Consider the following 26,326-nt stretch of genomic DNA (forward strand, 5'->3'; position numbering starts at 1 on the left):
TAGGGCGTTGATTATAGGGGCTTGGATTACAATTTCCTACAGTCACATCAACATTTTGTTAATCTTTTCATAGCAAAAAATGCTAGATTTTTAATTAAGTCGTCGTTTTATGCTATTACTTCACCTTAAAGTTGATAGCGGTGACCTGTCCGCTCATATCTAAGACAGATATTTGGTAGTTTCCACTTTTTTCGAGCGTCAGCAAAATTGCCCCATTTTGCTCGGTATTGTTCACTTGCTCGCCGTTTAAAAACCACCATTTTTGCCCTTGTCCACCTTGAGTGAGTAAACGCAGGTCTAAACTGGTTTTTCCGGGTAAACGTTGGAGAACCTCCCCTTCGCGGATACCTGAAATTAATAATGGTGGCATTTCAAGATTTAACGGCGGACAAACGGCATCCGGCTTAGGCAGTCGATTTATTCGTTTTTCACTTACAGGCAACCACGACTCTACGGTAATCGGCCATAAATGGATCTCTTTTTCTTGGGCATTTGGGCAATCTGGCGCAACTTGTAGCCCCTGCTCATTCACCCACACTTTTTGTCTGAGTCCAAGAGAGGATTCTTGATCCCGTGCCATTAGCGTTGGTGGAATCGTATTATCTAAAATCCAGCTCAAACGGCGCTGGCGACAATTACTATCTTCTTTCAGTAATGAGGTTCCCCCTGGCCAGCAGATCACGGCTTGGCTAACGCTCGCGGGTCTTGAATCTTTCGGAAGCACTTCTCGAGATTGATAAATTCGCGTCAGCAGCATGTTATTTACTTGGTTCATAATTGGAATTGCTGTGGCGTAGCCAAGCTGCCCTGCAACTGGCGTTGCATCAGGACGCCCAACCCAAACACCAATCGTATAACGTGGGTTCACACCAATAGCCCAAGCATCGCGGTATCCGTAACTAGTCCCTGTTTTCCATGCAAGATTTGGCTGTCCCGATAAATTAGCATCAGGGACTGGGCGGGCTTCTCCTGCCATAATCCGGCGAACAATCCACGCGGCCCCCGGAGACATTAACTTGCGGTCGCGGATAACATCTGTCGGTCGATAACGCAGTGGAGAAACTTCTCCTTGGCGAGCAAATGCACTGTAAGCTGACACTAAGTCTTCCATTCGTGCCGCCGTTCCCCCGAGGATCAACGACAAGTTAGGTTCTCCGCCAACGGGGAAACGCAGTTCTGTGCCCACATTACGTAATTGCGCCGCAAAACGCTTACTGCCATAGACATCCAGCAGTTGCACAACGGGCAAGTTTAATGAGCGCACCAACGCATCACTCACACTGACAGGACCATTAAAGCCGCTATCAAAGTTACCGGGACGATAATCATTAAATCGACGAGGCACATCCTGCAACAGTGATTCGGCGTGGATCAAACCATCATCCATTGCCAGCGCATATAAAAATGGCTTGAGTGTTGATCCCGGTGAGCGCCACGCACTGATCATATCTACGTGACCAAAACGATTATTATCCTGAAAATCAATCGATCCGATGTAAGCTTTCACGCTCATATCCGTATGATCAACCACCAGCAATCCTAAGGAAGTTTGCTTAGGTAATTGGTTTTTCCAGTTCATCGCCATATCTTCAAGCTGCTTTTGCAGGCTAGCATCAATGGTAGTTTCCACGATGGATTCTTGGGAATCTTTGACCATCCGACGCGCCAGTAATGGTGCTAAATGCGGATTTTTACGTGGGGCAAGCCAGATTTGCTCTTGCTTGATTTCATTGACTTTTTCAGTGCTCCAAACTTGGTATTCAGCCAGTCTGTCGAGTACTTTATCTCGTGCTGCTTGCGCCCGTTCTGGGTATCTGTCAGGTCTTAAACGGCTTGGCGCTTGTGGTAAAACCGCAAACAATGCCGCTTCACTTGCGGTCAATTTTGCAGGGGATTTATTCAAATAGACCCAGCTGGCAGCACCTATTCCCTCAATCGTACCCCCATAAGGTGCTCGGTTAAGATACATTTCGAGGATTTCATCTTTAGAATAGTGATATTCCAGCTGTGCAGTACGCCATAACTGTTTGAGTTTGCCACCAAACGTGCGCTCATGTGGGTCAATCAGCCTTGCCACCTGCATTGAGATGGTACTGCCCCCAGAGACAATGCGTCCTGAGCTCACTAACTGCCCTGCCGCCCGCATTAACGAAAATGGGTTAACCCCCGGATGCTGGTAAAAATGGCGATCTTCATAGGTTAATAACGCGTCAATATATTCCGGCGAAACCTCGTCCAACTTAACAGGGAAACGCCAAATTCCTTCTTTATCGGCAAAACGCCATAACGGAGTCCCATCCCCCGCGACGACCGTGCGTGCCATTTCAATCTGCTTGATTGGCAAAGGCCAAATTTTATCTGCTGCTAAAAAGGCCAGTGGCAATACCACGACCAAAACCAGTAGCGTCCACCCAATGCGACGTAGCCATCTCTTCATTCGTCAATATACCGAGAGTTATTATTTGTTTTTATGATACTAAAAAAGAGGGAAACAAACGTTTCCCTCTCAGACCATTAACAAACCCATCAGGTTTGGAAATGGCTCTTTTGGGTTGTAAAATTAACAAGGAAAATCAATTTATTGATTTTCGCCTGATAACACAAAGAGGGAAACACACGCTTCCCTCTTTATCTTCATCTAATTCAATGATTCTCTAATTTAATATGAATTAACGAACCACTTCCAACTGACCATCGGAGTAACCCGTTGCACGCCATTCTGGCACATACATGGATTCCACCTGTGGCACTGGTTTGTTATACACACCCGGCGTAACCGCGCGCGCTAAGTAAACCAGTGTGGTTGGACGATATTGCTGAACTTCCACTGCCGCCACAAAACGGTCATCACGGTATTCCATGTGACGAATTTGCGATTGCTGCATATCATCAATCATCTCTTGCAGATTTGGCGCTGATTCACTGAGGTTAGCGCTGCTATTGGCTAAGTTTTGGTTTTCCAACTCTAAGCCCGCAGGTAATAAATCCACCACCAATGCATCAGGGACAGTTTGGTTGGCATTCACTTCCAACTTCACCACTACCATTTCGCCGCTTCTTAATCTATCGATTGAAATACGGTTGCCTTTCATATCGTAGTAACTGCGTTTGATATCCAGCACATTTGAATATGGCTTCGGTGAACGCATCGGATAGCCGACAACATTCAAACGAGTATACAGTGTGCTGGTACCGCTGTTTTCAACACTATAACCATTCACTAGCTGTTGTTTAGTTAAGAACTCACTCACTGGTTTATCTGAAACCAATGGAGGCTCTTGACCATTCACTAGCGCTTTCCATGGTGTTTCTGTCTCATTGGCATAGAAACGACCCGCTAAGTACAGGGCATTGCTCTCTTGAGTCGAGAAATACTTCTGCGAAGTCAGATTGTTAGACAGCGTTTGCAATTTTTGGTCACGAGATTTTGGCATTAAGTTATATTCATTCAGTAATGCCACGATCATCGCATCATCACGGATAGCTGAGCCGTAATCACCAATACTGCTGTAACGTGCACTTTGTTTCTTCATACCATCAATAATGGCACTTTCACCACGCGCTTTATCACCCATCAGGTTTAATGCAACACCCAGTTGAACTAACGCTAAACCGCTAGTCGCATTGTTAGCTTGACCATAGATTTGACGCAGTGCCCCTAATGGTGCTTTTTGCTGAGTTGCTAGCACTAAGCCCGCATAGGCTTGGATCGCAAAACGGGATGCGTCTGGCTGATCCGTGTACGGATAACTCACTTGGCTACCATCTTGCAGGTAACTTAACAGGCGTGCGTTAGCGTTATTCAATGCACTTTGCGGTACAGAGAAACCACGTTGGTTCGCTTTGTTTAAGAAATCCGTCGCATACGCAGTTAACCAATACTCTTCACGCCCCATTTTATCCCATAGAGAGAAGCTACCGTCATCACGCTGCATGCTCAGTAAGTGCGGGATGCCTAACTCAATCGCTTTATGGCGATCTGCGTCAGTTTGTGAATTAATACCCAGTTTTTGCAGTTCAGCTTGTGTCGAGAACAGTGATGGATACAGCCCGCTCACTGTTTGTTCTAAACAGCCGTATGGATACGCAAACAGCTCACGAATATAGCGTGCAATTTGCAGCGGCGGACGGCTCGTTAACAGCACTTGCCCTTCCAGCGTATCTTGCTGTAAATAAGCAAAATCGTTGGTTGGTAATGACCAAATTTCACCCGGTTCGATCGCGGTAGCAAATGCCACGGTTTCGGCTGGTTGTGCTGGACGCACGCCAACTTTCCAACTGTTTTTGTACTCTTTCTCCGCTTCCCCTTCGACTTTTACGCCGTTGATAGTCATGAATACTTCGCCTTCACCAAAGCCATAATCAGCACTGACTGGCAATGTCACTGTGGTACGTTTGCCTTTGGTCAGTTCAATATCACGAGTTGGTGCACCGTCTAATTTCACCATGCCCGACGCTTTAAATGTGACGGTCACATTCTGCGTGTTGTCGGTCATATTGGTAAGATCTAACGCGAAGTAAGATTTATCGCCACCCGCCATAAATCGAGGCATCGACATTTGCGTCACTAATGGTGCCGCAACAACGACCTTACTGTCTGCATGACCAAAATCTTTTTGGTTCCATGCTTGTGCCATTAAACGCAATTCGCCATTAAAATCAGGAATTGCCAGCGTAATTTCGCCTTCGCCATTTTTGTCTAAGATGACAGGTTGCGCTTGTTCCGCAATGATTTGTACCTCTGTCAGAGGCTTCATGCCACCACGCTCCAGCGCTGCATCTTCACCATCACCACCAAAGCGCAGGTTGGCTAACTTACCTTGACCTTCAATTAAGTGACCATACACATCATATTGGTCAACGCTGTAGCGTTTACGCCCAAAGAAAGCATCGTATGGGTCTGGTGTTTTGAAATCGGTGATATTCAGGACGCCCGTATCCACCGCAGACAGCAACACGTTCACTTTTTCAGGCAGTGGCTTGCCATCTTGAGCAGTAGCTTTGATCTTCACTTTCAGATCTTCATTTGGACGCATTTTTGTCGGTGCGTTCAGCGCCAGTGAAATCTTACGATTTTCATCAGCTAGCGGCAGATGCAATACCCCAACAGCGCGTTTAACGGTCGCCTCTTTGGAGTCATCTCCTGGGCGAACAACCACCGCAGAGATATATAAATCATGGCGCGCCCACTCTTTATTCACCGGCACTTCCACATCTAACCCGCCCGCTGGAACATCAATTTCCTGCCACCATAATGGCGCGCTGCTCGATTCAAGCAGAATGTAACCTTTACCTGCTTTTGGCGCTTCGATACGGACTTTGGCTTTTTCACCCGGTAAGTATGCTGGCTTGTTCAAGCTTAATTTCACTTGGTCAGGGCGAACGGAACCGCTGCCTCCGGTATTATCTTGCCAAGAGAAGCCTGCCCAGAATTGAATGCTGCTGACTAACTCATTTTCAGGGTTGGTAATTTCTAAACGGAATGAGCCCCAATCCACTGGGAATGAGATCTTCGCGGTGCCATCTTTGGCGATAGAAATATTTTCATTCGCCACCACGAGATCTTTCTGATCGTAGTTAGAAACCCAACCACCGCTTTCTGACCAGCTCCAGTAGTAATCGCGACGCTCATACACTAAACGCGCAGTCAGGTTTTCCGCTGCCAGTTTGTGCCCTGCCATATCTGACATGACAATTTCAAACTCAGCTAATGAATTTTCATCGACGTTATAACGCTTCGCGTAGCGGTCTGTACGGTAATCGTAGATCTCTTTTTTCTCAAAGAGAGGACGAATACCCACTAATTTTTTCGCTGGCCAAATCGCTTGCTCAGCACGGCGAGTCACAGGACGACCGCCTGCTTCTAATAAGCTAGCTTGCAGAACTGCTGTAATTGGAGAGCGCGTTGATTCCCAGTTGCTTTGCGGTAAGGAGATCACGGTTTCACCGCTACCATCTAAGGTTAAGTCAAACTCATCCAGCTTACGCGGTAAGCCTTCTTCATTCGTCGCACCGAATTCAAAGCCTGGCAATTTCGCAACCGCTTCACGATTAGCTTTCAGCAACACTTGACCTTGCAACTGATTATCCGCTGCTGGGGCGCCGTAGAGGTAACGACCTTTAATGTCAAAGTCAACGGGCTGCGAACTTAATACTGGCTTTTCACTACCTGTAATATCCAGCGCCATACGCTCTGGCATAAAATCTTCAACATTGAATTTGTAATAACGCAGTGGTGAACCATCACCTAAATCAAAACGCAGCGACCAACCACCCGTTTCAGCATTTTTCGGGATCTCTAGCTGATACTGATACAAACCATCTTGTTTTTCATCCCCTTGCCATACAAAGCTCTTGTAGACCTGACCATCCGTCTTTAAGACATCCACTTTGACTGGCTGAGATTTCACTGGCTGACCATCACCATCACGCAGTAAACCATTCACTAGCAGTAATTCGCCCGGACGATATAAATCACGAGGACCGAACACAAAGAACTGTTTTGCATAGCCTGAAGGACCTGAAATATCAAACTCAGACAGGTCTAATGCGGGTTGAGTCAAGTCAATCATACTGGTTTGCCCTTCGTGGGTTGCCAGTAATAATTTGCCGCCAGCCAGTTTGTCTAACTGAGCATGACCGTCACCATCAGTCGTGCCTTTGGTCACTAATTGACCTTTTTCATCCAAAATCCGCAGCTCGACGCCTTTAATCGCCGAACCTTTGGCTAATGATTGGGTGAAAATATCCACACGATCATGGTAGCTATGTAATGACACGCCGATATCACTAAGCGTAAAGACTGTCGCAGGGAATTGATAACTGTAGCTACCCGCTTTTTGCATGATCGCTAAATAAACGCCATCTTGTTGCAACTCTTTGATATCTTTTAATGGCAACAGAATGGATTGGCGGGTGTTTTTATCTGGGTTTAAATCGAAACGCCCGGTATAGGCTAATTCGACTTTGTCGAGGAATTCATCGGAATACCAATATTCATAGTTACTGCGGTATTGCCACATCGCGAGGAATTGCGGTAATTGTTTTTCATCGACACGGAAGAAATTTACGTCGATTTTATCCACGTTCAGCGCGATGACAGGCAAGCCTTGGGCAACTTTGCTTGGCAGTAAAGAGCCTTTACTTGCGAACCCAACGGTTGGAATAATTTGCGCCGTTTGGAATTTCTTCTCAAAGCTGTTGTTGATGGTACGTTCGTTGACCGCTTTCACTCCCGGATTAACCGAAAGGTTTAATTCTTTCGATGGCGGTAAATGGCGGAAACGTAATTCCATCTGGTTATCAGATAACTCCCAATCTCCATCCAGCTTGCCTGATTTCACATCCACCAGATTCAAATATTGACCAAAGTTTTGATTTGGTTGTAAAGGCACCGAGAATGTCACGACCATGGCGCTTGCACCATCTAGCTGCAATTCCGAGGCATCCAAAATTTCCAGATCTTTCCCGGCATATTTCTTCGCTAACTCGTCATTGGAAAGCTTAGGCGCAGCCTGTTTTTGTTCTGCAACGGGCGCCGTTTTGGTACTCGTTTCTGCCGCTGAGGTTGAGACATTACCCTCTTTTTTCGTGGTATCGTCAGTATTATCGCAGCCCGCTAATGCCATAACGGACGCTAAGGCTAATGCTACATAACGCTTTTTCGTTTTTAGACCCGCCAATGAAGTCCAACTTGATTGTTGTTTCATTACCGCCCCATCCCTTATTAAGTTAATTTATTATGTTCATGAAGCCCAAGAAAATCCTTGAACTTAAATACGTTGCGATGATTGAGCTTAGTGTGTAATCCGCAATAATAAGTATGCGCATTAATTGAATACATAATTTAACAGAATGTAACACCAACACCTATCAGACAAAACGGAAAAAACAGCATGAAAAAATAAAGACGCGGAGAAGTCCGGTCTTTATTTTGAGTAAGGAGAGAATTAGGTATTTTTGATGGGAATACTGTCGCGCAAAAAGCTGCCTAAGCGGCGTTGATAAAATGGCGCAACGTGCTGGGTAATAAAGTGGCTTAACCCTTTTTCGTCTTCGTTAACGATGCAAAAATCAATGGATTCATCCTCATCGATATATTCGCATGCGGTTGCGCCAGCTTCTTGAATAATTTCATCGATATTTTCTGCGCCTGGAACAAATTCCAACGCTATCATCAAAATATCATCAAATTGTTCATCTTCTGCTTCTTGGACCGAAACAATAAACGCGCGTCGTACGACTTTATGTTGTTTAAAAAATTCACTGAGCGCCGCTGTCAATTCTTCAGGTTCTTGTTCGAGAACGCTTAATTTTAATGAAGAGCCTTCTGGCACCGTGAGTTCAGTAAACTGAACATCGGATTGCGAGTCTGTTGTTAGGTTTTGGGATTGTTGCGTCATTCAATATCCTCTACAACCAAAAATAATATCGTCTAAATTCAAAAACCATTCATGTTAAAGAAAAAATCGCAGGCTGCATTGACTGCACCACTGCGATTTCATTATAACGTGAATTATTTTGATTTTTTGAGAAGTAAGTTAGCTAATGTTCTCACACCAATACCGGTTGCCCCTTCAGCCCATAAGCTCACTGGCGATTTACGGTAAGTTGCTGAACAATCGATATGTACCCAGTTTTGACGATAATTTTCAACAAAGTGAGACAAGAAGGCTGCCGCAGTGCTTGCACCCGCAGTATGCGAAGGCGCTGCAATATTGTTCAGGTCAGCAAAACCAGAAGGCAGTTGTTGACGATGGAATTCAGCTAATGGTAAGCGCCAGAATAACTCGAACTCTTCATCTGATGCTGACATTAATTCTGCCACTAATTTGTCATCAAAGCTCAGTACCGAGTGGTAGTCATTACCCACAGCTGTTTTCGCAGCCCCAGTTAAGGTTGCCGCATCGATTAATAACGTTGGTTTCTCTTTGCTTGCATCAATTAAACCATCCGCTAAGACTAAACGCCCTTCAGCATCTGTGTTCATGATTTCAACAGATTTGCCATTACGATAACGGATAATATCCCCTAATTTAAAGGCATTGCCGCTAACCATGTTGTCTGCGATACACAGGAATAATTTTACGCGTTTGTTTAAACCACGCGTGATCGCCAGCGCTAAAGAACCCACTAATGTTGCTGCGCCGCCCATATCTGCTTTCATTGAGTTCATTGAAGCAGATGGCTTAATGCTATAACCCCCTGAATCGAAGGTAATGCCTTTACCGACTAAACAGGCGAATACAGGCGCTTTCTCATCTTTACCTGGGTTGTAATCCAATGCCAGCAATACTGGAGGACGGCTAGACCCACGACCCACAGTATGAATACCTGCATAACCTTGCTCTAATAGGTCATCGCCTTTGACAATGCGGTAGCTGATATCTTGAGCTCCTACTTTGCACAGTAAATCGATTGAACGTTGAGCCAGTTGCTCTGGACCTAATTCTTCTGCTGGCGCATTGATAATATCGCGAACCCAATCAATGGTATTGATGCGCTGTTCTAATTCTTTGCGATCCGCTTCTTGCAATGCTGGCCATTCGATAGTTCTCGCCCCTTTTGGTGCGCGGAAACCTTGCCAAAATGCCCAACTTTTTTCTAAGTCCCAACCTTCGCCCGTTAATGAAACATTGCGAATGCCTTGGCTATCTAACTTACGACCAGCACTTTGTACAGCACACAGCTTACCCGGATGCTTAAGGTGGATAGTCATGCCTTTATCGTTTGAACTTAATAGAGCGCCTTCACCCCAGCATGGTGCCGCAGCTTCGCATGTAATCATGACTGGCATAATTTGTTTGGTCATTATTCTTCTCACTTTATCCACTAAGTTGATTATTGCGGGATCTTGAATTTAGCTTATCACTTTCTGCTATCAATCTTTGCTAATTCGCCAACTATACCCTAAAAATGGCAACGTTATTGAGTTTAGTTTCTATCAGACTAATAGGTTCTTTTGAATCATTTTAATTTCTTATGCAGTCTGTTACAGACGAAAAAAAAACCGGATGCAACCTATTCAGCGCTATCCGGTTTTTTATCCACGAAACTTATTCGTACTCGTCCAGCCAGACTAATAGAATAGCTTCGAGGATTTTTTCGTTAGATTTTTGCGGGTCATCCTCAAAATCTTCTAAGTCGCAGATCCATTGATGCATATCCGTGAAACGCACGGTTTTTGGGTCTGTATCCGGGTAAGCATCATAGAGCGCTTCACCGATTTCACGACTGTTTGTCCATTTTAGGCTCATATTTTTTCCAAATTATACAAAGTCAGTTTTTGGGATTATACCGCTCTAAATAGTTCGTGCTGTAGCTAGGCGGCAAAATAGTTAATCCCTAGGAGCATACACAAGTATGTGACTAGGGTTAACGAATGCAGCTAACAACGCTACAGTGCGAAATATGACGAGCATCAGTGCTCGCGAGCATGGTTAATCGTATACTTCGGAATATCCACAACGAGGTCTTCATCCGCAACACGTGCTTGACAGCTTAAACGGCTTTCTGGCTCTAGGCCCCAGGCTTTGTCTAGCATGTCATCTTCGAGTTCGCTGCTTTCTTCGAGAGAGTCAAAGCCTTCACGAACGATGCAGTGACAGGTTGTACATGCACAGGATTTTTCGCAGGCATGGTCGATTTCAATTCCATTGCGCAGTGCTACGTCTAAAATAGATTCGCCCTCTTGTGCTTCGACTACAGCACCTTCCGGACATAACGTACTATGAGGTAAAAAAACGATTTTAGGCATAATTATATCTCATCCACAGAATGGCCTGACAGCGCCTGACGAATAGATGCATCCATTCGGCGAGCGGCAAATTCTTGGGATTTCTTATCCAGTTGTTTAATTGCATTTTCAATAACAGTAGGGTCTGTACCTTCTACTGCTTGGATTAACTCATTGACCGCATTATCAATTTCTGACTCTTCGGTTGGAGTCAGTAAATGTGCATCTTGCTCTAATGCGCTCGTTAAACTTTCAAGCACTCTTGCCGCTTCAACTTTTTGCTCCGCTAGGCGGCGCGCATTTAAATCATCTTGCGCGTTAGTCATTGAATCTTTAATCATGGTTGAAATTTCGGTGTCAGTTAAACCGTAGGATGGCTTAACTTGAATCGATGCGGCAACACCCGTGGATTTTTCCATGGCACTCACACTGAGTAAACCATCTGCATCCACTTGGAATGTGACACGAATATGTGCGCCACCTGCCGCCATTGGCGGAATGTCACGCAGCGTAAAGCGCGCTAATGAACGGCAATCCGAAACCATTTCACGCTCACCTTGTACAACGTGAACGCTCATGGCGGTTTGTCCATCTTTAAATGTTGTGAACTCTTGCGCACGAGCGACAGGGATGGTGGTATTTCGTGGGATCACTTTTTCCACCAAACCGCCCATGGTTTCCAAACCTAATGATAGCGGGATAACATCCAATAGCAGCATGTCGCTGTCTGGTTTATTACCCACTAAAATATCCGCTTGAATTGCAGCGCCGATAGCCACGACTTTATCTGGGTCGATGGAGGTTAATGGTGTACGACCAAAAAACTCACCCACTTTTTCACGAACTAATGGTACGCGAGTCGAACCACCGACCATCACCACATTTAAGACATCGTCATGTTCTACGCCAGCATCTTTTAAGGCACGGCGACATGCCATTAATGTGCGTTTAATATGGGTTTCAATCAGCGATTCAAACGTTTCACGGCTCACTGTACCCTGCCAATTTGGCAAAGTGATTGTCGCGGAATCAGCGTCACTTAATGCGATTTTTGTTTCGGTGGCAATGTTCAATAATTGGCGCGTTAAATGGTGATCACCCTGAATGGAAAGCCCCGCTTGCTGTGCAATCCACTGCGCTAATACGTGGTCAAAATCATCGCCACCCAACGCCGTGTCACCACCTGTTGCCAACACTTCAAAGACACCGCGGCTCAGGCGTAAAATCGACACGTCAAATGTGCCGCCACCTAAATCATAAACGGCGATAACCCCTTCTTGACCGGAATCTAAGCCATAAGCAATCGCGGCGGCAGTAGGTTCATTCAGTAAACGCAAAACATGCAAGCCCGCCAAACGAGCTGCATCTTTGGTGCCTTGACGCTGGGCATCGTCGAAGTAAGCTGGAACCGTGATCACCACGCCATCCATTTCACCGCCAAGAGTTTGCTCTGCGCGTTTTGCCAACGTTTTTAAAATGTCAGCAGAAACTTGAATAGGATCCACTTGCCCTGCTGCCGTTTGAATAAATGGTAAACCATTTTCGCTAGCAGTTAGCTGATAAGGTAAATCAGGGTAACGTTTTTGAATATCCGCTAATGAACGCCCCATCATGCGTTTCACCGAAATCACGGTGTTGACAGGATCTTGTTCGGATAATTGTTTCGCTTCCCAACCCACAATGCGGTTATCTGCTTGATAATTGACTACAGAAGGAAGCAAATAGCGCCCTTTTTCATCGGGCAATGCAGCAGCTTCACCACTACGAACAGTGGCAATCAGAGAGTGTGTTGTACCAAGATCGATCCCTGCAGCCAACTTGCGTTGGTGCGGCGCGGCAGTCATTCCTGGTTCGCTAATTTGCAATAAAGACATAATCGTTTTCTCTTAAAAGTCGTCTAGTAACCGTTCTTCGAGTTGCTCAGCTTGTTGCTGTAACTTATCGAGAAAACGCAATTTTCGGACGGTATCAGCGGCTTTTTCCCACTGCATCGCATCGAGTTCTGAAACCATCAAAGCGCTGCGCGTCTGCTGCATTTGTTTGACATTTTTCATAAAGGCAGACACCCGTTCAAGGGCTTGTGGGCTATTTTCGATGTTATCTAACTCTTCGCGTAATTCGAGTTGCTCCATCAGAAATGCGGTGTCATGCATGGTATGTTGTTCGTTATTTATATCAAAACCATGTAGTAACAGCATATATTCCGCACGTTTCAGCGGATGACGAAGGGATTGATATGCCGCATTGATAGTTGCAGCATGTTGTAGTGCTTGCATTTTTTCCTGTTCTGAACAGGTTGCAAAGCGATCGGGATGATATTGTCGCTGTAATTCTTGAAAGCGATGTGTGAGTTGCTCACTATCAATCGCGTAATTAGGGGTTAGCCCAAAAAGAGTAAAGTAATCCATAAGTGCTCAGTTTCTCGAACCGGGTACCAATGTAGCTAAGCTTAGCTAAAGATCATGTGGTCATTAACGCCACGTTAGTTACATTGGTCAAAGTCATGCTCATTTGAAGACATTATACGTGAAAACTTTCACCGCATCCGCATTCACTGTTAACGTTAGGGTTATTAAATTTAAACCCTTCGTTTAAGCCTTCTTTTACGAAATCCAGCTCAGTGCCGTCTAAATAAACCATGCTTTTGCCATCGACGATGACTTTAACACCTTTGTCTTCAAAAACGGTGTCTTCTTCATTAATTACATCAGCGAATTCAAGCACGTATGCCATTCCCGAGCAACCTGAAGTTCTTACACCCAAACGCAAGCCTTCGCCTTTACCACGATTATTCAAAAAAGATTGAATTCGTTGCGCTGCACTTTCAGTAAGAGAAATCGACATTGCAAACCTCACTTTAGAAACAAACAAGGCAGATGCTAGAAATTATTAGCATCCGCCTTCAAATCATCGGTACAACTCATTATATTTAAAGTTGCATAATAAATACATCTTTAATTAATTTGAGTTTAACTATCAGTCGTGGGCTGTCTATTTTTGTTGTTTATATGCTCTAAGGTACAGCCCTTACTAACTGATATTTATCTATTATTTGCCTTGGCGTTTGCTTTTGTAATCAGCAATAGCAGCTTTAATTGCATCTTCAGCCAGAATTGAGCAGTGAATTTTCACTGGCGGTAATTCTAACTCTTCTGCGATCGCTGTATTTTTGATTGACTCAGCTTCGTCTAAGCTTTTGCCTTTCATCCACTCAGTTACCAGTGAACTTGATGCAATTGCAGAGCCGCAACCATAGGTTTTAAAGCGTGCATCTTCGATGATACCGTCATCATTTACTTTGATTTGTAACTTCATAACGTCACCACAAGCAGGTGCACCTACCATACCGCTACCCACGCTTGGATCATTGTTATCAAATGAACCGACGTTACGTGGATTTTCATAATGATCGATAACTTTTTCGCTGTAAGCCATTTTTAAACTCCTGAAACTGTCTGATTAATGGTGAGACCATTCGATGCTGTTGAGATCTACGCCTGCTTTAAACATATCCCATAAAGGAGACAGCTCACGTAAGTGGCCGATCGCACCATGAATTTGTTTAATTGCATAGTCAATTTCTTCTTCAGTCGTAAAACGACCGAAAGAGAAGCGAATTGAGCTATGAGCCAGTTCGTCATTCATACCTAAAGCACGCAGCACGTATGAAGGTTCTAAGCTTGCAGAAGTACATGCTGAACCAGAGGAAACTGCTAAATCTTTCAGCGACATCATTAATGACTCACCTTCAACATAGTTGAAGCTGACGTTCAGAATGTGCGGCGCACCATTTTCTAAGTCACCGTTCAGGTAAACTTCTTCGATATCTTTAATACCGTTCCATAAACGTAAGCGTAAACCACGCAGACGTTCAGATTCTTGAGCCATTTCTTCTTTAGCGATACGGTAAGCTTCGCCCATGCCCACGATTTGGTGAACAGGTAAAGTCCCTGAACGCATACCACGTTCATGACCACCACCGTGCTGCTGTGCTTCCAAACGAATGCGTGGTTTACGACGAACATACAGTGCGCCAATACCCATTGGTCCGTACAGTTTGTGTGCAGAGAATGACATCAGGTCAACTTTTAACGTTGACAGGTCGATAGGTAATTTACCAACACTTTGAGTGGCATCAACGTGGAATACGATACCACGGCTACGGCATAATTCGCCGATTGTAGCGATGTCCTGAACAATACCGATTTCGTTATTCACGTGCATGATTGACACTAAAATGGTGTCTTCGCGCATTGCCGCTTCTAACTCTTTCAGGTCAATTAAACCGTTGCTTTGAGGTGCTAAGTAAGTCACTTCAAAACCTTCACGCTCTAATTGACGGCATGTATCCAGAACTGCTTTATGTTCTGTCTTACAAGTAATGACGTGCTTGCCTTTTTTCTGATAGAACTGGGCAGCGCCTTTGATAGCTAAGTTATCAGATTCTGTTGCACCTGATGTGAAGACGATTTCACGAGGATCAGCATTCACTAATTCAGCGATTTGATTACGAGCAATATCTACCGCCTCTTCAGCTTGCCAGCCGAAACGGTGTGAACGAGATGCTGGGTTACCAAAATTCCCATCCATTGTTAGACATTGCATCATTTTTTCAGCAACGCGCGGATCGACAGGCGTAGTTGCTGAATAATCTAGATAAATCGGTAATTTCATTGCTCACATACTCCAAAGGACAAGACAACTTTGCCTTTAATTTTTTAATGATCCCAATGGTGCAAGCCGCTATAGGTTGGGCTTTTTCACCATTTGGTGATCGACTGCAATTTATAATCTATTTTAGGCACGAACATTGATAATGGATTCTGGCGTAATGCCGTTCGGCATTGTTTTACGCTTTTCATTATCTTGCCTATCAGCAACATCCAGAACTTCTTGATTCTTAACCAGCTCATCTAGGCTGATGCTGCTGAGAAAACTGGTGATTCTATCACTTAGGTCACGCCATAATGCGTGAGTTAAGCAGCGGTCGCCATTTTGACAACCTTCTTTATTACCCTGACAACGGGTTGCATCTACGGATTCATCAACCGCAGCAATTACTTCAGCAACAAAGATTTGGTCAGCATCACGCCCAAGCAGATAACCGCCACCAGGACCGCGAACACTAGAAACTAAATCGTTTTTACGTAAACGAGAGAAGAGTTGCTCAAGATAAGAGAGGGAAATTCCCTGACGTTCAGAAATGTCAGCTAAAGGTACTGGACCTGTCTGAGAGTGTAACGCGACATCTAGCATCGCAGTTACTGCGTAACGCCCTTTGGAAGTGAGTCTCATAACATAAATACTCCGTGGTAAAATATGCAGCAATTGTGACATACCCGAGTAATTTGGTCAACTATTTACCTGACTAATTTACTCAAGTATTATGCTCACTTTACCACGGCATTAACCTCATTTTTTCGCCCATTTTTCCATTGATGTCAAAATGCCGCGAAGAATGTGCAACTCTTGGGTTTCAACATGGGCACGGGTAAATAAACGTCGCAGTTTATTCATAATTAACCCTGGATGCGCCTTGCGAATAAAGCCCGATTCATTCAATACGCTTTCAAGATGAACATAGAAACGTTCTAAATCTTCAGCCGGTGGGTATTCTACCTCATCATCGGTCGATGTTTGCGTATTTTTTTCAGCAATTGCCAAATACGCCATGCGGATCTCGTAGCTAACTAATTGAACCGCCATTGCCAAATTCAACGAACCATATTCTGGATTGGTCGGAATATACAAATGGTAATTACATTTTTGCAATTCTTCGTTGGTTAAACCGACGCGCTCACGACCAAAAACAATCGCGACGGGTGACTCTTTTGATTGTTCAACAGATTTCACGCCACATTCACGAGGCTCGACCATTGGCCAAGAAAGTGTACGAGAACGTGCGCTGGTACCAATGACTAATTTGCACCCTTCTAATGCTTCATCGAGAGATTTTACGATTTTTGCATTACCAATCACATCACTTGCCCCCGCGGATAACGCGATAGCATGAGAATCAGGTTCGACGAGTGGATTAACTAGATAGAGATTTGAAAGCCCCATGGTTTTCATTGCGCGAGCGGTTGAGCCCATATTGCCAGTGTGTGAGGTTTCAACAAGAACGATACGAATATTTTCTAGCATGGTTTATACGTTGTCATGAAAAATTAATCGCAAGAGTCTAACACAAAATTGCTTATTGTGACGAACATCTATATACTTTGCGTCTCTTGATTTTCGTTCTTTAACATCCCAGTGGAAAATACCCATGCATCCGATGCTTAACATCGCCATACGTGCTGCACGTAAGGCTGGTAATTACATAGCTAAAAACTATGAAGATCCTCAGAACGTAACAGTAACCCAAAAGGGTGCTAACGATTTCGTCACTAACGTTGACCGTGACGCTGAACAAATCATCGTTGATATTATTCGTAAATCTTACCCAGACCACACTATCATCACTGAAGAAAGTGGTGAGTTATTAGGTAAAGATGATGATATTCAATGGGTAATTGATCCACTGGATGGCACCACCAACTTCACAAAACGTTTCCCTCACTTCTCAGTTTCTATCGCTGTGCGCGTAAAAGGTCGTACAGAGGTTGCTGCTGTCTATGACCCAATGCGTAACGAATTATTTACTGCAGTACGTGGTCAAGGCGCTCAAATGAACGGCTACCGTTTACGTATGGCTGAGAAGCGCGACCTTGAAGGCGCAGTTGTCGCAACAGGCTTCCCATTCAAACATAAGCAACACGCTTCTATCTACATGAACATCATGGGCAAAATGTTTGACCAATGTGCAGATTTCCGTCGCACAGGTTCAGCAGCTCTGGATTTATGTTACGTGGCGGCAGGTCGTGTAGATGCATACTTTGAAATCGGTTTAAAACCATGGGATTTCTTAGGCGGTGAACTGATCATGCGTGAAGCTGGCGGGATCATGACTGACTTCGTAGGTGGTCATAACTATTTAGCATCGGGTAACTTAGTCGCAGGCAGCCCACGCGTTGTTCGCGATATTCTGGCTGCAATGAAAGATGAATTATCTGAAGCATTAAAACGTTAATTTAACCCTCGTTAAATTTGCTAAAAAGGGCGCTAGTGAAAACTAAGCGCCCTTTTTATTATTGCGTTGCGACAACTTCAACCTAAGACTGAGCCGTCACTTTTGGTCGAATAAACAGCGCAGGCACAGCCAAGAGCGCCATCAAATAGAACACAACGCCATGTTGTTCAGGCATACGTTCATAAATATAACCGACCATAATCGTGATCACCGCAAGCCCTCCCCCAGTCGCTAATGCAGAATAAGCGCCTTGTAGCGGAATGATTTCATTTTCTTTACGCGCACTAATAAAGCGCATTGCCGCTAAGTGGCAAACGGTGAAGGTTCCGCTATGTAAGATTTGAACAATAATTAAAACTGGTAATGCGGTAAATGCCCCCATCATTCCCCAACGGACAATCCCACAAACAGCGGATAATAAGAGTAAATTACGTGCGCTCCAACGTCGGAATAATCGATGGCTCAGCATAAAGACAATCACTTCTGCCACCACACCCAGTGACCATAAATTACCGATCACTAAATCGGAATAACCCGCTTCTTTCCAGAACAGTGAAGCAAATCCATAATACGCAGCATGAGCACCTTGCAATAACGTTACACAAATTAAAAACAACAGCACGTTTTTATCGGCAATCAGCTGTTTGAAGGAGACCTTATTTGCGCCATCTATTTTTGCCACACCTGCGGGCATAATTGCTGGTTTTAGCATCGCCCCCAGTAATAAAGCGGCGCAGCTTACCACCAACGCTACCATGATAGAGGTATGTCCCCACACGCCAGCGAAATAGCCCATCGACGATGAGCCAATAATAAAGGCGATGGAGCCCCAAACACGGATTTTGCCATAATCAAAAGTAAACTGTTTTTGCCATGTTCCTGCCAGTGAATCCCCTAATGGCACCATAGGCGCAAAAAAGAGGTTAAACCCTATCATGACAAACATCAGCCACGCCCAATGGGAGCCGAACGAAAATCCAATGGAGAAAATAAGGGAAAGCGCCGCCAGTAATCGTAATGCATTAATCAGCTTGGAAGGCTCTTTGACTTGGGGGGTGATAAACATAGCACCGAGAAAACGCGCCGCAAGCCCGATACCTAACAACAGCCCTATCATTTCTGCATCTATTCCCTCACCTTGTAGCCACACTGACCAAAATGGTAAGAAAATACTGTAGGCAAAAAAGTAGGTAAAATAATCAATCGCTAGCCAACGCGTTGATGGAATAACCATCACTCCTCCCTTATTTTCATATCACCCTCTCGATGAAGGGGTTTACAACTGACAACAAAAAACCCGCTTTTACAAAGTGTAGAAGCGGGTTTATCGTGCTAATTCAGCTTACTTTATGGGCATATCGCCATTATGCATAAACTGGGTATTTTTTGCAGATAGCTAATACTTTCTGTTTAACAGCTTCAATGGTCGCTTCGTCATTGAGGTTATCCAGAATATCACACATCCAGCCAGCTAGCTCGCGTGCATCTGCTTCATTGAAGCCACGACGTGTAATTGCAGGAGAACCGATACGTACACCAGAAGTCACAAATGGGCTCTTCGGATCATTAGGTACGCTGTTTTTGTTTACAGTAATATTTGCGCGACCCAGTGCAGCGTCAGCGTCTTTACCTGTGATATCTTTGTCAACTAAGTCAACCAAGAACAGGTGGTTTTCAGTACCGCCAGATACCACTTTAAAGCCACGTTTTTGGAAAACTTCCACCATTGCTTTCGCATTTTTAGCGACTTGCTGCTGGTAAGTTTTGAACGCAGGTTCCATCGCTTCTTTCAGTGCTACCGCTTTACCTGCGATAACGTGCATCAGAGGACCACCTTGCGAACCTGGGAATACCGCAGAGTTCAAACGCTTGTACAGGTCTTCGTCGCCGCCTTTAGCTAAAATCAGACCACCACGTGGACCCGCTAATGTTTTATGCGTAGTTGTAGTAACTACGTGAGCATGTGGAACTGGGTTAGGATAAACACCCGCTGCTACTAGACCCGCAACGTGAGCCATATCAACGAACAGGTAAGCACCGATGCTGTCTGCGATTTCACGCATTTTAGCCCAATCAACCACACCAGAATATGCGGAGAAGCCGCCGATGATCATTTTAGGTTGATGTTTTTTCGCTTGAGCCGCGATATCGTCGTAATCGATTTTACCGCTTTCATCGATACCGTAAGGAACGATGTTATACAGTTTACCGGAGAAGTTTACTGGGGAACCGTGAGTTAAGTGACCGCCGTGTGCAAGGTTCATACCTAATACTGTGTCACCTGGTTGCAGCAGCGCCATATAGACGGCAGCGTTAGCTTGTGAACCTGAGTGTGGCTGTACGTTTGCGTAGTCAGCACCAAATAACTCTTTTGCGCGGTCGATAGCTAATTGTTCAACCACATCAACGAATTCACAACCACCATAATAACGTTTAGTTGGATAACCTTCCGCATACTTATTGGTCAGCTGAGAGCCTTGAGCCTGCATAACTCGTGGGCTGGTATAGTTTTCAGAAGCAATTAATTCAATGTGTTCTTCTTGACGTTGTACTTCTTTTTCCATTGCTTCCCACAGTTGTGGGTCGTAATCTGCAATATTCATTTCACGCTTTAACATTCGCTTCTCCTGCCTCAGCAATTCAATAAGGTAACAATCAATTCAACTTAATGACTGACAGTGTAAACTCTTTTTCGTCGTTGAGATAGCCCCTAAGAAAAAATATACGCAAACGATTGCATTAATTTTTTTGCTTTCAGATACCTTTAAACAACACAAAATATAATAGCGCACATTTCAATAATACCGAGACGAATATCTAACTTTGCTAGCTACTTCTAATTTTGCGGTGAATTCCCCCACTTTTTGATGCGTTAATTATTTACATTTCCCGCTAAATACTATAAGTTGCATACAAAATACATGTTTATAGATTTATAATATTATGAAAATAATTCAGGAGTACCTGTATGCTTGATCAACAAACTATCGCCACAATTAAATCCACCATCCCTGCCATCGCAGCAACTGGCCCTAAATTAACCGCTCACTTTTATGACAGAATGTTCAAACAACATCCTGAGCTAAAAGGTATTTTCAATATGAGAAATCAAACGAATGGCGATCAGCGTGAAGCCCTATTCAACGCTATTTGTGCCTATGCCATCCATATTGAAACCCCTGAAGCATTAATTGGTGCAGTGGAGAAAATTGCGCAAAAACACGCCAGCTTAAATATCAAACCAGAACATTATCCAATTGTCGGGGAAAACCTGCTTGCTGCGATTGATGAGCTACTGAGCCCGGGTCAGGAAGTATTGGACGCATGGGGAAGAGCTTATGGCGTACTGGCGGATATTTTCATTAACCGTGAAAGCGCGATTTACCATGAAAATGCGGAAAAATCTGGCGGATGGGAAGGTTTACGTGAATTTAAAGTCACTAAAAAACAGCCTCAAAGTGCCGTTATCACCAGTTTTGAACTCACTCCAATAGATGGTAAAGCGGTGGCGGATTATCGTCCAGGGCAATATATTACTGTGTATCTGAATGAAAATAGTTTTGAAAATCAAGAGATTCGCCAGTATTCACTCACTACTGCGCCAAATGGGAAAACCTACCGTATTGCGGTGAAACGTGAAGAGCAAGGCATCGTTTCAGGCTTCTTACATCAAAATCTCAATGAGGGTGATATTGTTCGTTTAGCGCCACCTTGCGGTGACTTTTACCTTGATGTAGAACCGAAAACGCCAGTGACTTTAATCTCTGCTGGCGTCGGTTTAACACCAATGCTCAGCATGCTTAACCACCTCACTATGCACCAACATCAAGCACCTGTGAATTGGTTGCACGCCGCTGAAAATGGGGATGTACACGCTTTTAATCAAGAAGTTAGCCAGTTGATGTCACAGCATACCCAAGGTCATTCAGCGGTCTGGTTTAATCAACCAGCACCACAAGATCAACAGGGTAAAGATTACCAATACCGTGGATTACTGGATTTAACGCAAGTCAAAGAGAAAGTGCTTCAGCCAAATATGCAATTCTATTTCTGTGGACCAGTTGGCTTTATGCAGCATGTTGGAAAACAGCTAATTGAAATGGGTGTCACTGCCGATAATATTCATTATGAGTGTTTTGGTCCTCATAAAGTATTACCATTAAATTAATCGCAGTTATTCATTATAGTGAATTGTTTTTAAAGATTTAGTTTATATAAATTTTTAATTTTTGCGGTAACGGATTCGCATATAAATATATTATCATCCCATGTAAGATATATTTATCCCGTTACCGCATTTTTCATTCTAGTTAACTTGCTAGCCCAAAAGCTAACCGCCAACTAGAACAAAATTAAATCGCTTCTTCGTCCTGCTCACCTGTACGAATACGAATGACGCGAGCAACATCATACACAAAGATTTTTCCATCACCGATTTTGCCGGTTTGCGCCGTTTGCATAATGGTTTCTACACAGCTTTCTACAATATCGTCCGGCACAACGATTTCAATTTTTACCTTTGGTAAAAAATCCACCATATATTCTGCACCGCGATACAGTTCAGTGTGACCTTTTTGGCGACCAAAACCTTTAACTTCAGTCACCGTCATACCGGTGATCCCCACTTCGGCTAACGCTTCGCGCACATCATCAAGTTTGAATGGCTTTATAATTGCATCAATTTTTTTCATTTTCAGTTCCTGTTATGACCAGTTTTTGCGGCCAAAACCTGAGGTAATCGGATAACGACGATCTTTACCGAAATTACGCATTGTGATCCGCGGTCCAACAGGAGCCTGACGGCGTTTATATTCGTTAATATCGACAAGACGCACAACTTTGCGAACAATTTCTCTATCAAATCCGAGCTTGATAAGGTCAGCCACAGATAAATCTTTTTCTACATAACCGTCTAAGATGGCATCTAACACATCGTATGGCGGTAAACTATCTTGGTCTAATTGCCCTGGAGCCAGCTCCGCTGAAGGTGGTCTATCAATCACGCGCTGCGGAATTGCTGGCGATATTGTATTACGATATTTAGCCAGTTCAAAGACCAGCGTTTTTGGCACATCTTTCAGGACATCAAAGCCCCCTGCCATATCGCCATACAACGTTGAATACCCAACTGCAGATTCACTTTTATTGCTAGTCGTCAGCACTAAACGGCGGCGCTTATTGGACATCGCCATTAAGATCACGGCGCGACAACGGGCTTGTAAATTCTCTTCCGTGGTATCCGGTTGAGTCCCTTCAAACATCGGCTGCAATTGTGCCATAAAGGCATCAAACATCGGTTCGATGGAAACGATATCAAACTCAACACCCAGTAATTCCGCCTGCTCTTTAGCATCATGAATGCTCATTTCAGAAGTGTAACGGAACGGCATCATGACCGCTTGAACGCGATCTTTACCGATAGCATCCGCCGCAATCGCCACAGTTAATCCTGAATCTATCCCGCCAGATAATCCTAAAATCGCGCCATTAAAGCCATTTTTGTTGATGTAATCGCGGGTTGCTAGAACTAATGCTTGATACACCTGCGCGATTTGAGACGCTTCAGGTTGCTTCGGCTGCTCAGTCACTAGTTTTACATCTTCAAATGTAACTGTTGCCACTTGCTCTGCAAATTCAGCCATTTGGTAGACTTGCTTGCCTTTATTTGCCAGCACTTTCGAGCCGCCATCAAACACGAGCTCGTCCTGTCCACCCACTTGGTTAAGATAAACAATCGGCAAACCGGTACGCTGAGCATGTTCCACCAGCAAGTCACTGCGAATGTGTTCTTTATTTAAATCATATGGTGAGGCATTGATGGTAAGCACCAATTCAGCCCCCGCCCCTTTCACCGCATCAATCGGCTCGTCATACCAAATATCTTCGCAAATCAGTAAACCGAGCTGATAACCTTTGAATTCCACCACGCAGGTTTTTTCCGCCGCAGTGAAATAACGAGGCTCATCAAAAACACCGTAATTAGGTAGTTCTTGCTTAAAGTAACGGGCTAATAGCTTGCCTTGGTAGAAAAATGATAATGCGTTATAAATTTCATTCTCTTCGTACCACGGATGACCCACGATAATCCCGCATTGGCCGCTAGCTTGTTGTAAACGTTTTAATTGTGTGGTGCATCGCTCTTCAAAATCGTGGCGGAAGAGTAAATCTTCAGGGGAGTACCCTGTTAGAGCCAACTCAGAAAACATGACGATATCAGTATGTTCAGCCTGTTCTTCAACAGTTTGCAACATACGATCGCAGTTGCCTTCGATGTCGCCAACCAGCCAGTTAAGTTGTGCCAGTGAGATATTAAGCTTACGGCTCATAACGTGTTTGTTCTCCCTTAATCCTTTAGGCTAAAAAGGTTTTATTCTTTAAAATCATTCGCTTCTAAATCGTGACGCCCAAGTAATTTATAAAACTCGGTACGGTTGCGTCCCGCCATGCGCGCAGCTTGGGTCACGTTGCCTTTGGTCATCTGCAATAGCTTACGCAGATAATTTAATTCGAATTGGTTACGCGCCTCAACAAAAGTCGGTAGCGCCGTATTTTCTCCTTCCAGCGCTTGGCTAACGAGAGCTTCGCTGATCACTGGAGAGGTCGTCAATGCGACACACTGCTCAATCACGTTCACCAACTGGCGTACGTTTCCGGGCCAGCTTGCGGTCATCAAGCACTTCATCGCATCACTCGAAAAACTACGAACAAATGGTTTATGGCGGCTAGCAGCTTCACGTAATAAATGATTAGCTAATAATGGAATATCTTCCGCGCGTTCATTCAATGCAGGGATCCGCAGGTTCACTACATTCAAGCGATAATAGAGATCCTCACGGAACTCGTTTTTTTCCATCGCTTTCGGTAGGTTACGGTGGGTCGCAGAAATAATGCGGACATCAATATCTAAATCGCGGTTACTACCTAGCGGGCGAACCTTACGTTCTTGCAAAACACGCAGTAATTTGACTTGCAGCGGCATTGGCATATCACCAATTTCGTCTAAAAAGAGCGTTCCACCGCTGGCAGCAAAAAATAGCCCTTCACGGCTACTGACTGCACCGGTAAACGCACCTTTAGCATGCCCAAACAGTTCAGACTCAAGTAATTGTTCAGGTAATGCGCCACAGTTAATTGCGATAAACGGTTTATGAGCACGTGGGCTCACTTTATGAATCGCTTGCGCTAATACTTCTTTACCCGTACCACTTTGCCCATTAATCAGCACGCTCACATCCGATTGTGCCACCATATGAGCCTGTTCAAGCAAACGGATCATTAGCGGGCTACGCGTGACAATGCCAGCGCTCCACTCTTCATCACTAATCGGTGTGGAAGATAATGCTAATGCTTCATCAATGGCTTTATAAAGCGCGTCTTTATCAACGGGTTTGGTTAAGAAACTAAATACCCCGCGCTGCGTTGCCGCAACCGCATCAGGAATCGAACCATGAGCAGTGAGAATAATCACCGGAAGATTAGGATGGGCTTTTTGCACTTCATCAAACAGCGCCATGCCATCCATTTCATCCATTCGTAAATCACTAATCACGAGATCGACTTTTTCTTTCTGGAGTAATTTTAGTGCTTCAGGTCCACTTTCCGCTGTAGAGACTTTAAAACCTTCACTACTCAAACGCATACCAAGCAGTTTTAGCAGGCTAGGGTCATCATCCACCAAAAGTAAGTTAGCTGACTTACGACCGGTCATTGTGCTTTATTCTCCGAGGAATTCTGTTCGGCTGAAGCTGGCTTCGTTTCTGTTGGCGCAGCAACAGCGGCTTCATCTTCTTTTTCAACTTCATTCGCATTTTTCTTACGAGAAGAGAGCTGTCGCTCAATATCCGTTAAGTTTTCTAACTTGCGGGAAGTATTATTAAGCTCAAAACGCAACTTGGCATTATCTTCTTTTAGGCGGTCAAGCTTTGCATCCATCTCTTGCTGCATACGTTTATAACGTGCATTCGCATCTGCAAGGTTGATCGCTTGAACCTGCTGTTCGCGCCACAATTGCAATAATGGGCGAATTGGCGTTGGGAAGCTCAAACTATAGGTGTTGATGCTATCGAGCATTTGGCGACGTTCAGCGATTGTAGGCTCCGCTGAACCTAATAGAATGTTTTTAGTAAATGAAGTAGACCAATCATTCACTTCAATCTTTTTCGCTTCAGCACGCGCTTTGTCAGCATCCATTCTGTCCACACAGCCCATCATGCGTAACCAATAGAGGGCATTTTCCTGTGAGACAGGTTCTTGATTTTCCCAAATTGATTCGCAAGAAGCGTAACGGTAATCCGTGGTTTTCACTTCTGGGATAACAACTTTGGCTAGAGTTTCTAATGGTGATTGACCGTTCTTCGCCACACATCCTGTTAAAATGAGCGAGAATAGAATTATTCCCAAAGGAGTACCAACGCGGGAAGACTTAATACCTGCCCCACGGCGAATTGAGATTGTTTTTGTCTTCGACAGTACTGCATTACACAATACCACCAAGAAATCTGTAGACCTGTTTTGCATTA

The 26,326-nt window shown here is 44.4% G+C and carries 21 protein-coding genes; 2 read left to right on the forward strand and 19 right to left on the reverse strand.

Annotation, left to right across the window (positions count from 1 at the left end):
• Positions 1-115: 115 nt before the first annotated feature.
• The 13 genes from pbpC to trmJ form a co-directional block, all read right to left on the reverse strand.
• Entirely contained in the window at positions 116-2,437 is a 2,322-nt protein-coding gene (pbpC, locus tag ACIH2S_RS12720; RefSeq protein ID WP_349487910.1) for a peptidoglycan glycosyltransferase PbpC, read from the reverse strand.
• 232 nt (positions 2,438-2,669) lie between these two features.
• The gene (locus ACIH2S_RS12725) at positions 2,670-7,709 is read right to left on the reverse strand and encodes an alpha-2-macroglobulin family protein (RefSeq protein WP_108478538.1); all 5,040 of its coding nucleotides are present in this window, start codon (positions 7,707-7,709) and stop codon (positions 2,670-2,672) included.
• Between the two features lie 240 nt (positions 7,710-7,949).
• Positions 7,950-8,402 carry an enhanced serine sensitivity protein SseB C-terminal domain-containing protein gene (locus tag ACIH2S_RS12730; protein WP_036949492.1) on the reverse strand — a complete coding sequence of 151 codons (453 nt, stop codon included), beginning with the start codon at positions 8,400-8,402 and terminating at the stop codon, positions 7,950-7,952.
• A gap of 113 nt (positions 8,403-8,515) precedes the next feature.
• Positions 8,516-9,811 carry an aminopeptidase PepB gene (gene pepB / locus ACIH2S_RS12735; protein WP_036949490.1) on the reverse strand — a complete coding sequence of 432 codons (1,296 nt, stop codon included), beginning with the start codon at positions 9,809-9,811 and terminating at the stop codon, positions 8,516-8,518.
• Between the two features lie 244 nt (positions 9,812-10,055).
• On the reverse strand, positions 10,056-10,256 hold the full coding sequence (gene iscX, locus ACIH2S_RS12740) for a Fe-S cluster assembly protein IscX (RefSeq protein ID WP_006661301.1): 201 nt from the start codon (positions 10,254-10,256) through the stop codon (positions 10,056-10,058).
• Positions 10,257-10,420: 164 nt separating this feature from the next.
• Positions 10,421-10,756 carry an ISC system 2Fe-2S type ferredoxin gene (gene fdx / locus ACIH2S_RS12745; RefSeq protein WP_036949488.1) on the reverse strand — a complete coding sequence of 112 codons (336 nt, stop codon included), beginning with the start codon at positions 10,754-10,756 and terminating at the stop codon, positions 10,421-10,423.
• Positions 10,757-10,758: 2 nt separating this feature from the next.
• On the reverse strand, positions 10,759-12,609 hold the full coding sequence (gene hscA, locus ACIH2S_RS12750; RefSeq protein ID WP_036949486.1) for a Fe-S protein assembly chaperone HscA: 1,851 nt from the start codon (positions 12,607-12,609) through the stop codon (positions 10,759-10,761).
• Between the two features lie 12 nt (positions 12,610-12,621).
• The gene (hscB, locus tag ACIH2S_RS12755) at positions 12,622-13,143 is read right to left on the reverse strand and encodes a co-chaperone HscB (protein ID WP_036949485.1); all 522 of its coding nucleotides are present in this window, start codon (positions 13,141-13,143) and stop codon (positions 12,622-12,624) included.
• Positions 13,144-13,255: 112 nt separating this feature from the next.
• Positions 13,256-13,579 (reverse strand): iron-sulfur cluster assembly protein IscA, encoded by a 324-nt coding sequence (iscA, locus tag ACIH2S_RS12760; protein WP_036949483.1) that lies wholly within the window; start codon positions 13,577-13,579, stop codon positions 13,256-13,258.
• Positions 13,580-13,783: 204 nt separating this feature from the next.
• Positions 13,784-14,170, reverse strand: a complete 387-nt coding sequence (gene iscU / locus ACIH2S_RS12765) for a Fe-S cluster assembly scaffold IscU (RefSeq protein ID WP_036949481.1) — start codon at positions 14,168-14,170, stop codon at positions 13,784-13,786.
• A 24-nt stretch (positions 14,171-14,194) separates the two neighbouring features.
• Positions 14,195-15,409, reverse strand: coding sequence for an IscS subfamily cysteine desulfurase (locus tag ACIH2S_RS12770; protein WP_036949479.1), 1,215 nt, complete (start codon positions 15,407-15,409; stop codon positions 14,195-14,197).
• 123 nt (positions 15,410-15,532) lie between these two features.
• Positions 15,533-16,030, reverse strand: a complete 498-nt coding sequence (gene iscR / locus ACIH2S_RS12775; RefSeq protein WP_036949477.1) for a Fe-S cluster assembly transcriptional regulator IscR — start codon at positions 16,028-16,030, stop codon at positions 15,533-15,535.
• A 117-nt stretch (positions 16,031-16,147) separates the two neighbouring features.
• Positions 16,148-16,879: a tRNA (cytosine(32)/uridine(32)-2'-O)-methyltransferase TrmJ gene (gene trmJ / locus ACIH2S_RS12780; RefSeq protein ID WP_036949475.1), complete on the reverse strand. Its 732-nt coding sequence runs from the start codon at positions 16,877-16,879 to the stop codon at positions 16,148-16,150.
• Between the two features lie 124 nt (positions 16,880-17,003).
• Here trmJ and suhB point away from each other — a divergent pair, with 124 nt between their 5' ends.
• Positions 17,004-17,807, forward strand: coding sequence for an inositol-1-monophosphatase (suhB, locus tag ACIH2S_RS12785; protein ID WP_108478536.1), 804 nt, complete (start codon positions 17,004-17,006; stop codon positions 17,805-17,807).
• A gap of 82 nt (positions 17,808-17,889) precedes the next feature.
• Here suhB and ACIH2S_RS12790 read toward each other — a convergent pair whose 3' ends face one another.
• Together ACIH2S_RS12790 and glyA are read right to left on the reverse strand one after the other, a co-directional pair.
• The gene (locus ACIH2S_RS12790) at positions 17,890-19,041 is read right to left on the reverse strand and encodes a 3-phenylpropionate MFS transporter (RefSeq protein WP_036949471.1); all 1,152 of its coding nucleotides are present in this window, start codon (positions 19,039-19,041) and stop codon (positions 17,890-17,892) included.
• A 130-nt stretch (positions 19,042-19,171) separates the two neighbouring features.
• Positions 19,172-20,425 (reverse strand): serine hydroxymethyltransferase, encoded by a 1,254-nt coding sequence (gene glyA, locus ACIH2S_RS12795; protein ID WP_036949469.1) that lies wholly within the window; start codon positions 20,423-20,425, stop codon positions 19,172-19,174.
• A gap of 350 nt (positions 20,426-20,775) precedes the next feature.
• Between glyA and hmpA the strand changes: the two genes are divergently transcribed.
• A complete protein-coding gene (gene hmpA, locus ACIH2S_RS12800) occupies positions 20,776-21,975 on the forward strand; it encodes an NO-inducible flavohemoprotein (protein WP_430247524.1) in 1,200 nt (399 codons plus the stop codon).
• Positions 21,976-22,159: 184 nt separating this feature from the next.
• Here the strand turns inward: hmpA and glnB are convergent, their stop codons facing one another.
• From glnB to qseG, 4 genes are read right to left on the reverse strand one after another with little or no spacing between them, the layout of a single operon-like run.
• Positions 22,160-22,498, reverse strand: coding sequence for a nitrogen regulatory protein P-II (glnB, locus tag ACIH2S_RS12805; RefSeq protein ID WP_004921424.1), 339 nt, complete (start codon positions 22,496-22,498; stop codon positions 22,160-22,162).
• A gap of 12 nt (positions 22,499-22,510) precedes the next feature.
• Positions 22,511-24,133 (reverse strand): NAD+ synthase, encoded by a 1,623-nt coding sequence (locus ACIH2S_RS12810; RefSeq protein WP_154609825.1) that lies wholly within the window; start codon positions 24,131-24,133, stop codon positions 22,511-22,513.
• Between the two features lie 41 nt (positions 24,134-24,174).
• Entirely contained in the window at positions 24,175-25,515 is a 1,341-nt protein-coding gene (gene glrR, locus ACIH2S_RS12815) for a two-component system response regulator GlrR (RefSeq protein ID WP_036949464.1), read from the reverse strand.
• Entirely contained in the window at positions 25,512-26,324 is an 813-nt protein-coding gene (gene qseG / locus ACIH2S_RS12820; protein WP_108478534.1) for a two-component system QseEF-associated lipoprotein QseG, read from the reverse strand. Before qseG ends, glrR begins: the two co-directional genes overlap by 4 nt.
• Positions 26,325-26,326 lie beyond the last annotated feature (2 nt).

The sequence above is a fragment of the Providencia lanzhouensis genome, from assembly GCF_050469745.1.
Lineage (GTDB): Bacteria > Pseudomonadota > Gammaproteobacteria > Enterobacterales > Enterobacteriaceae > Providencia > Providencia lanzhouensis.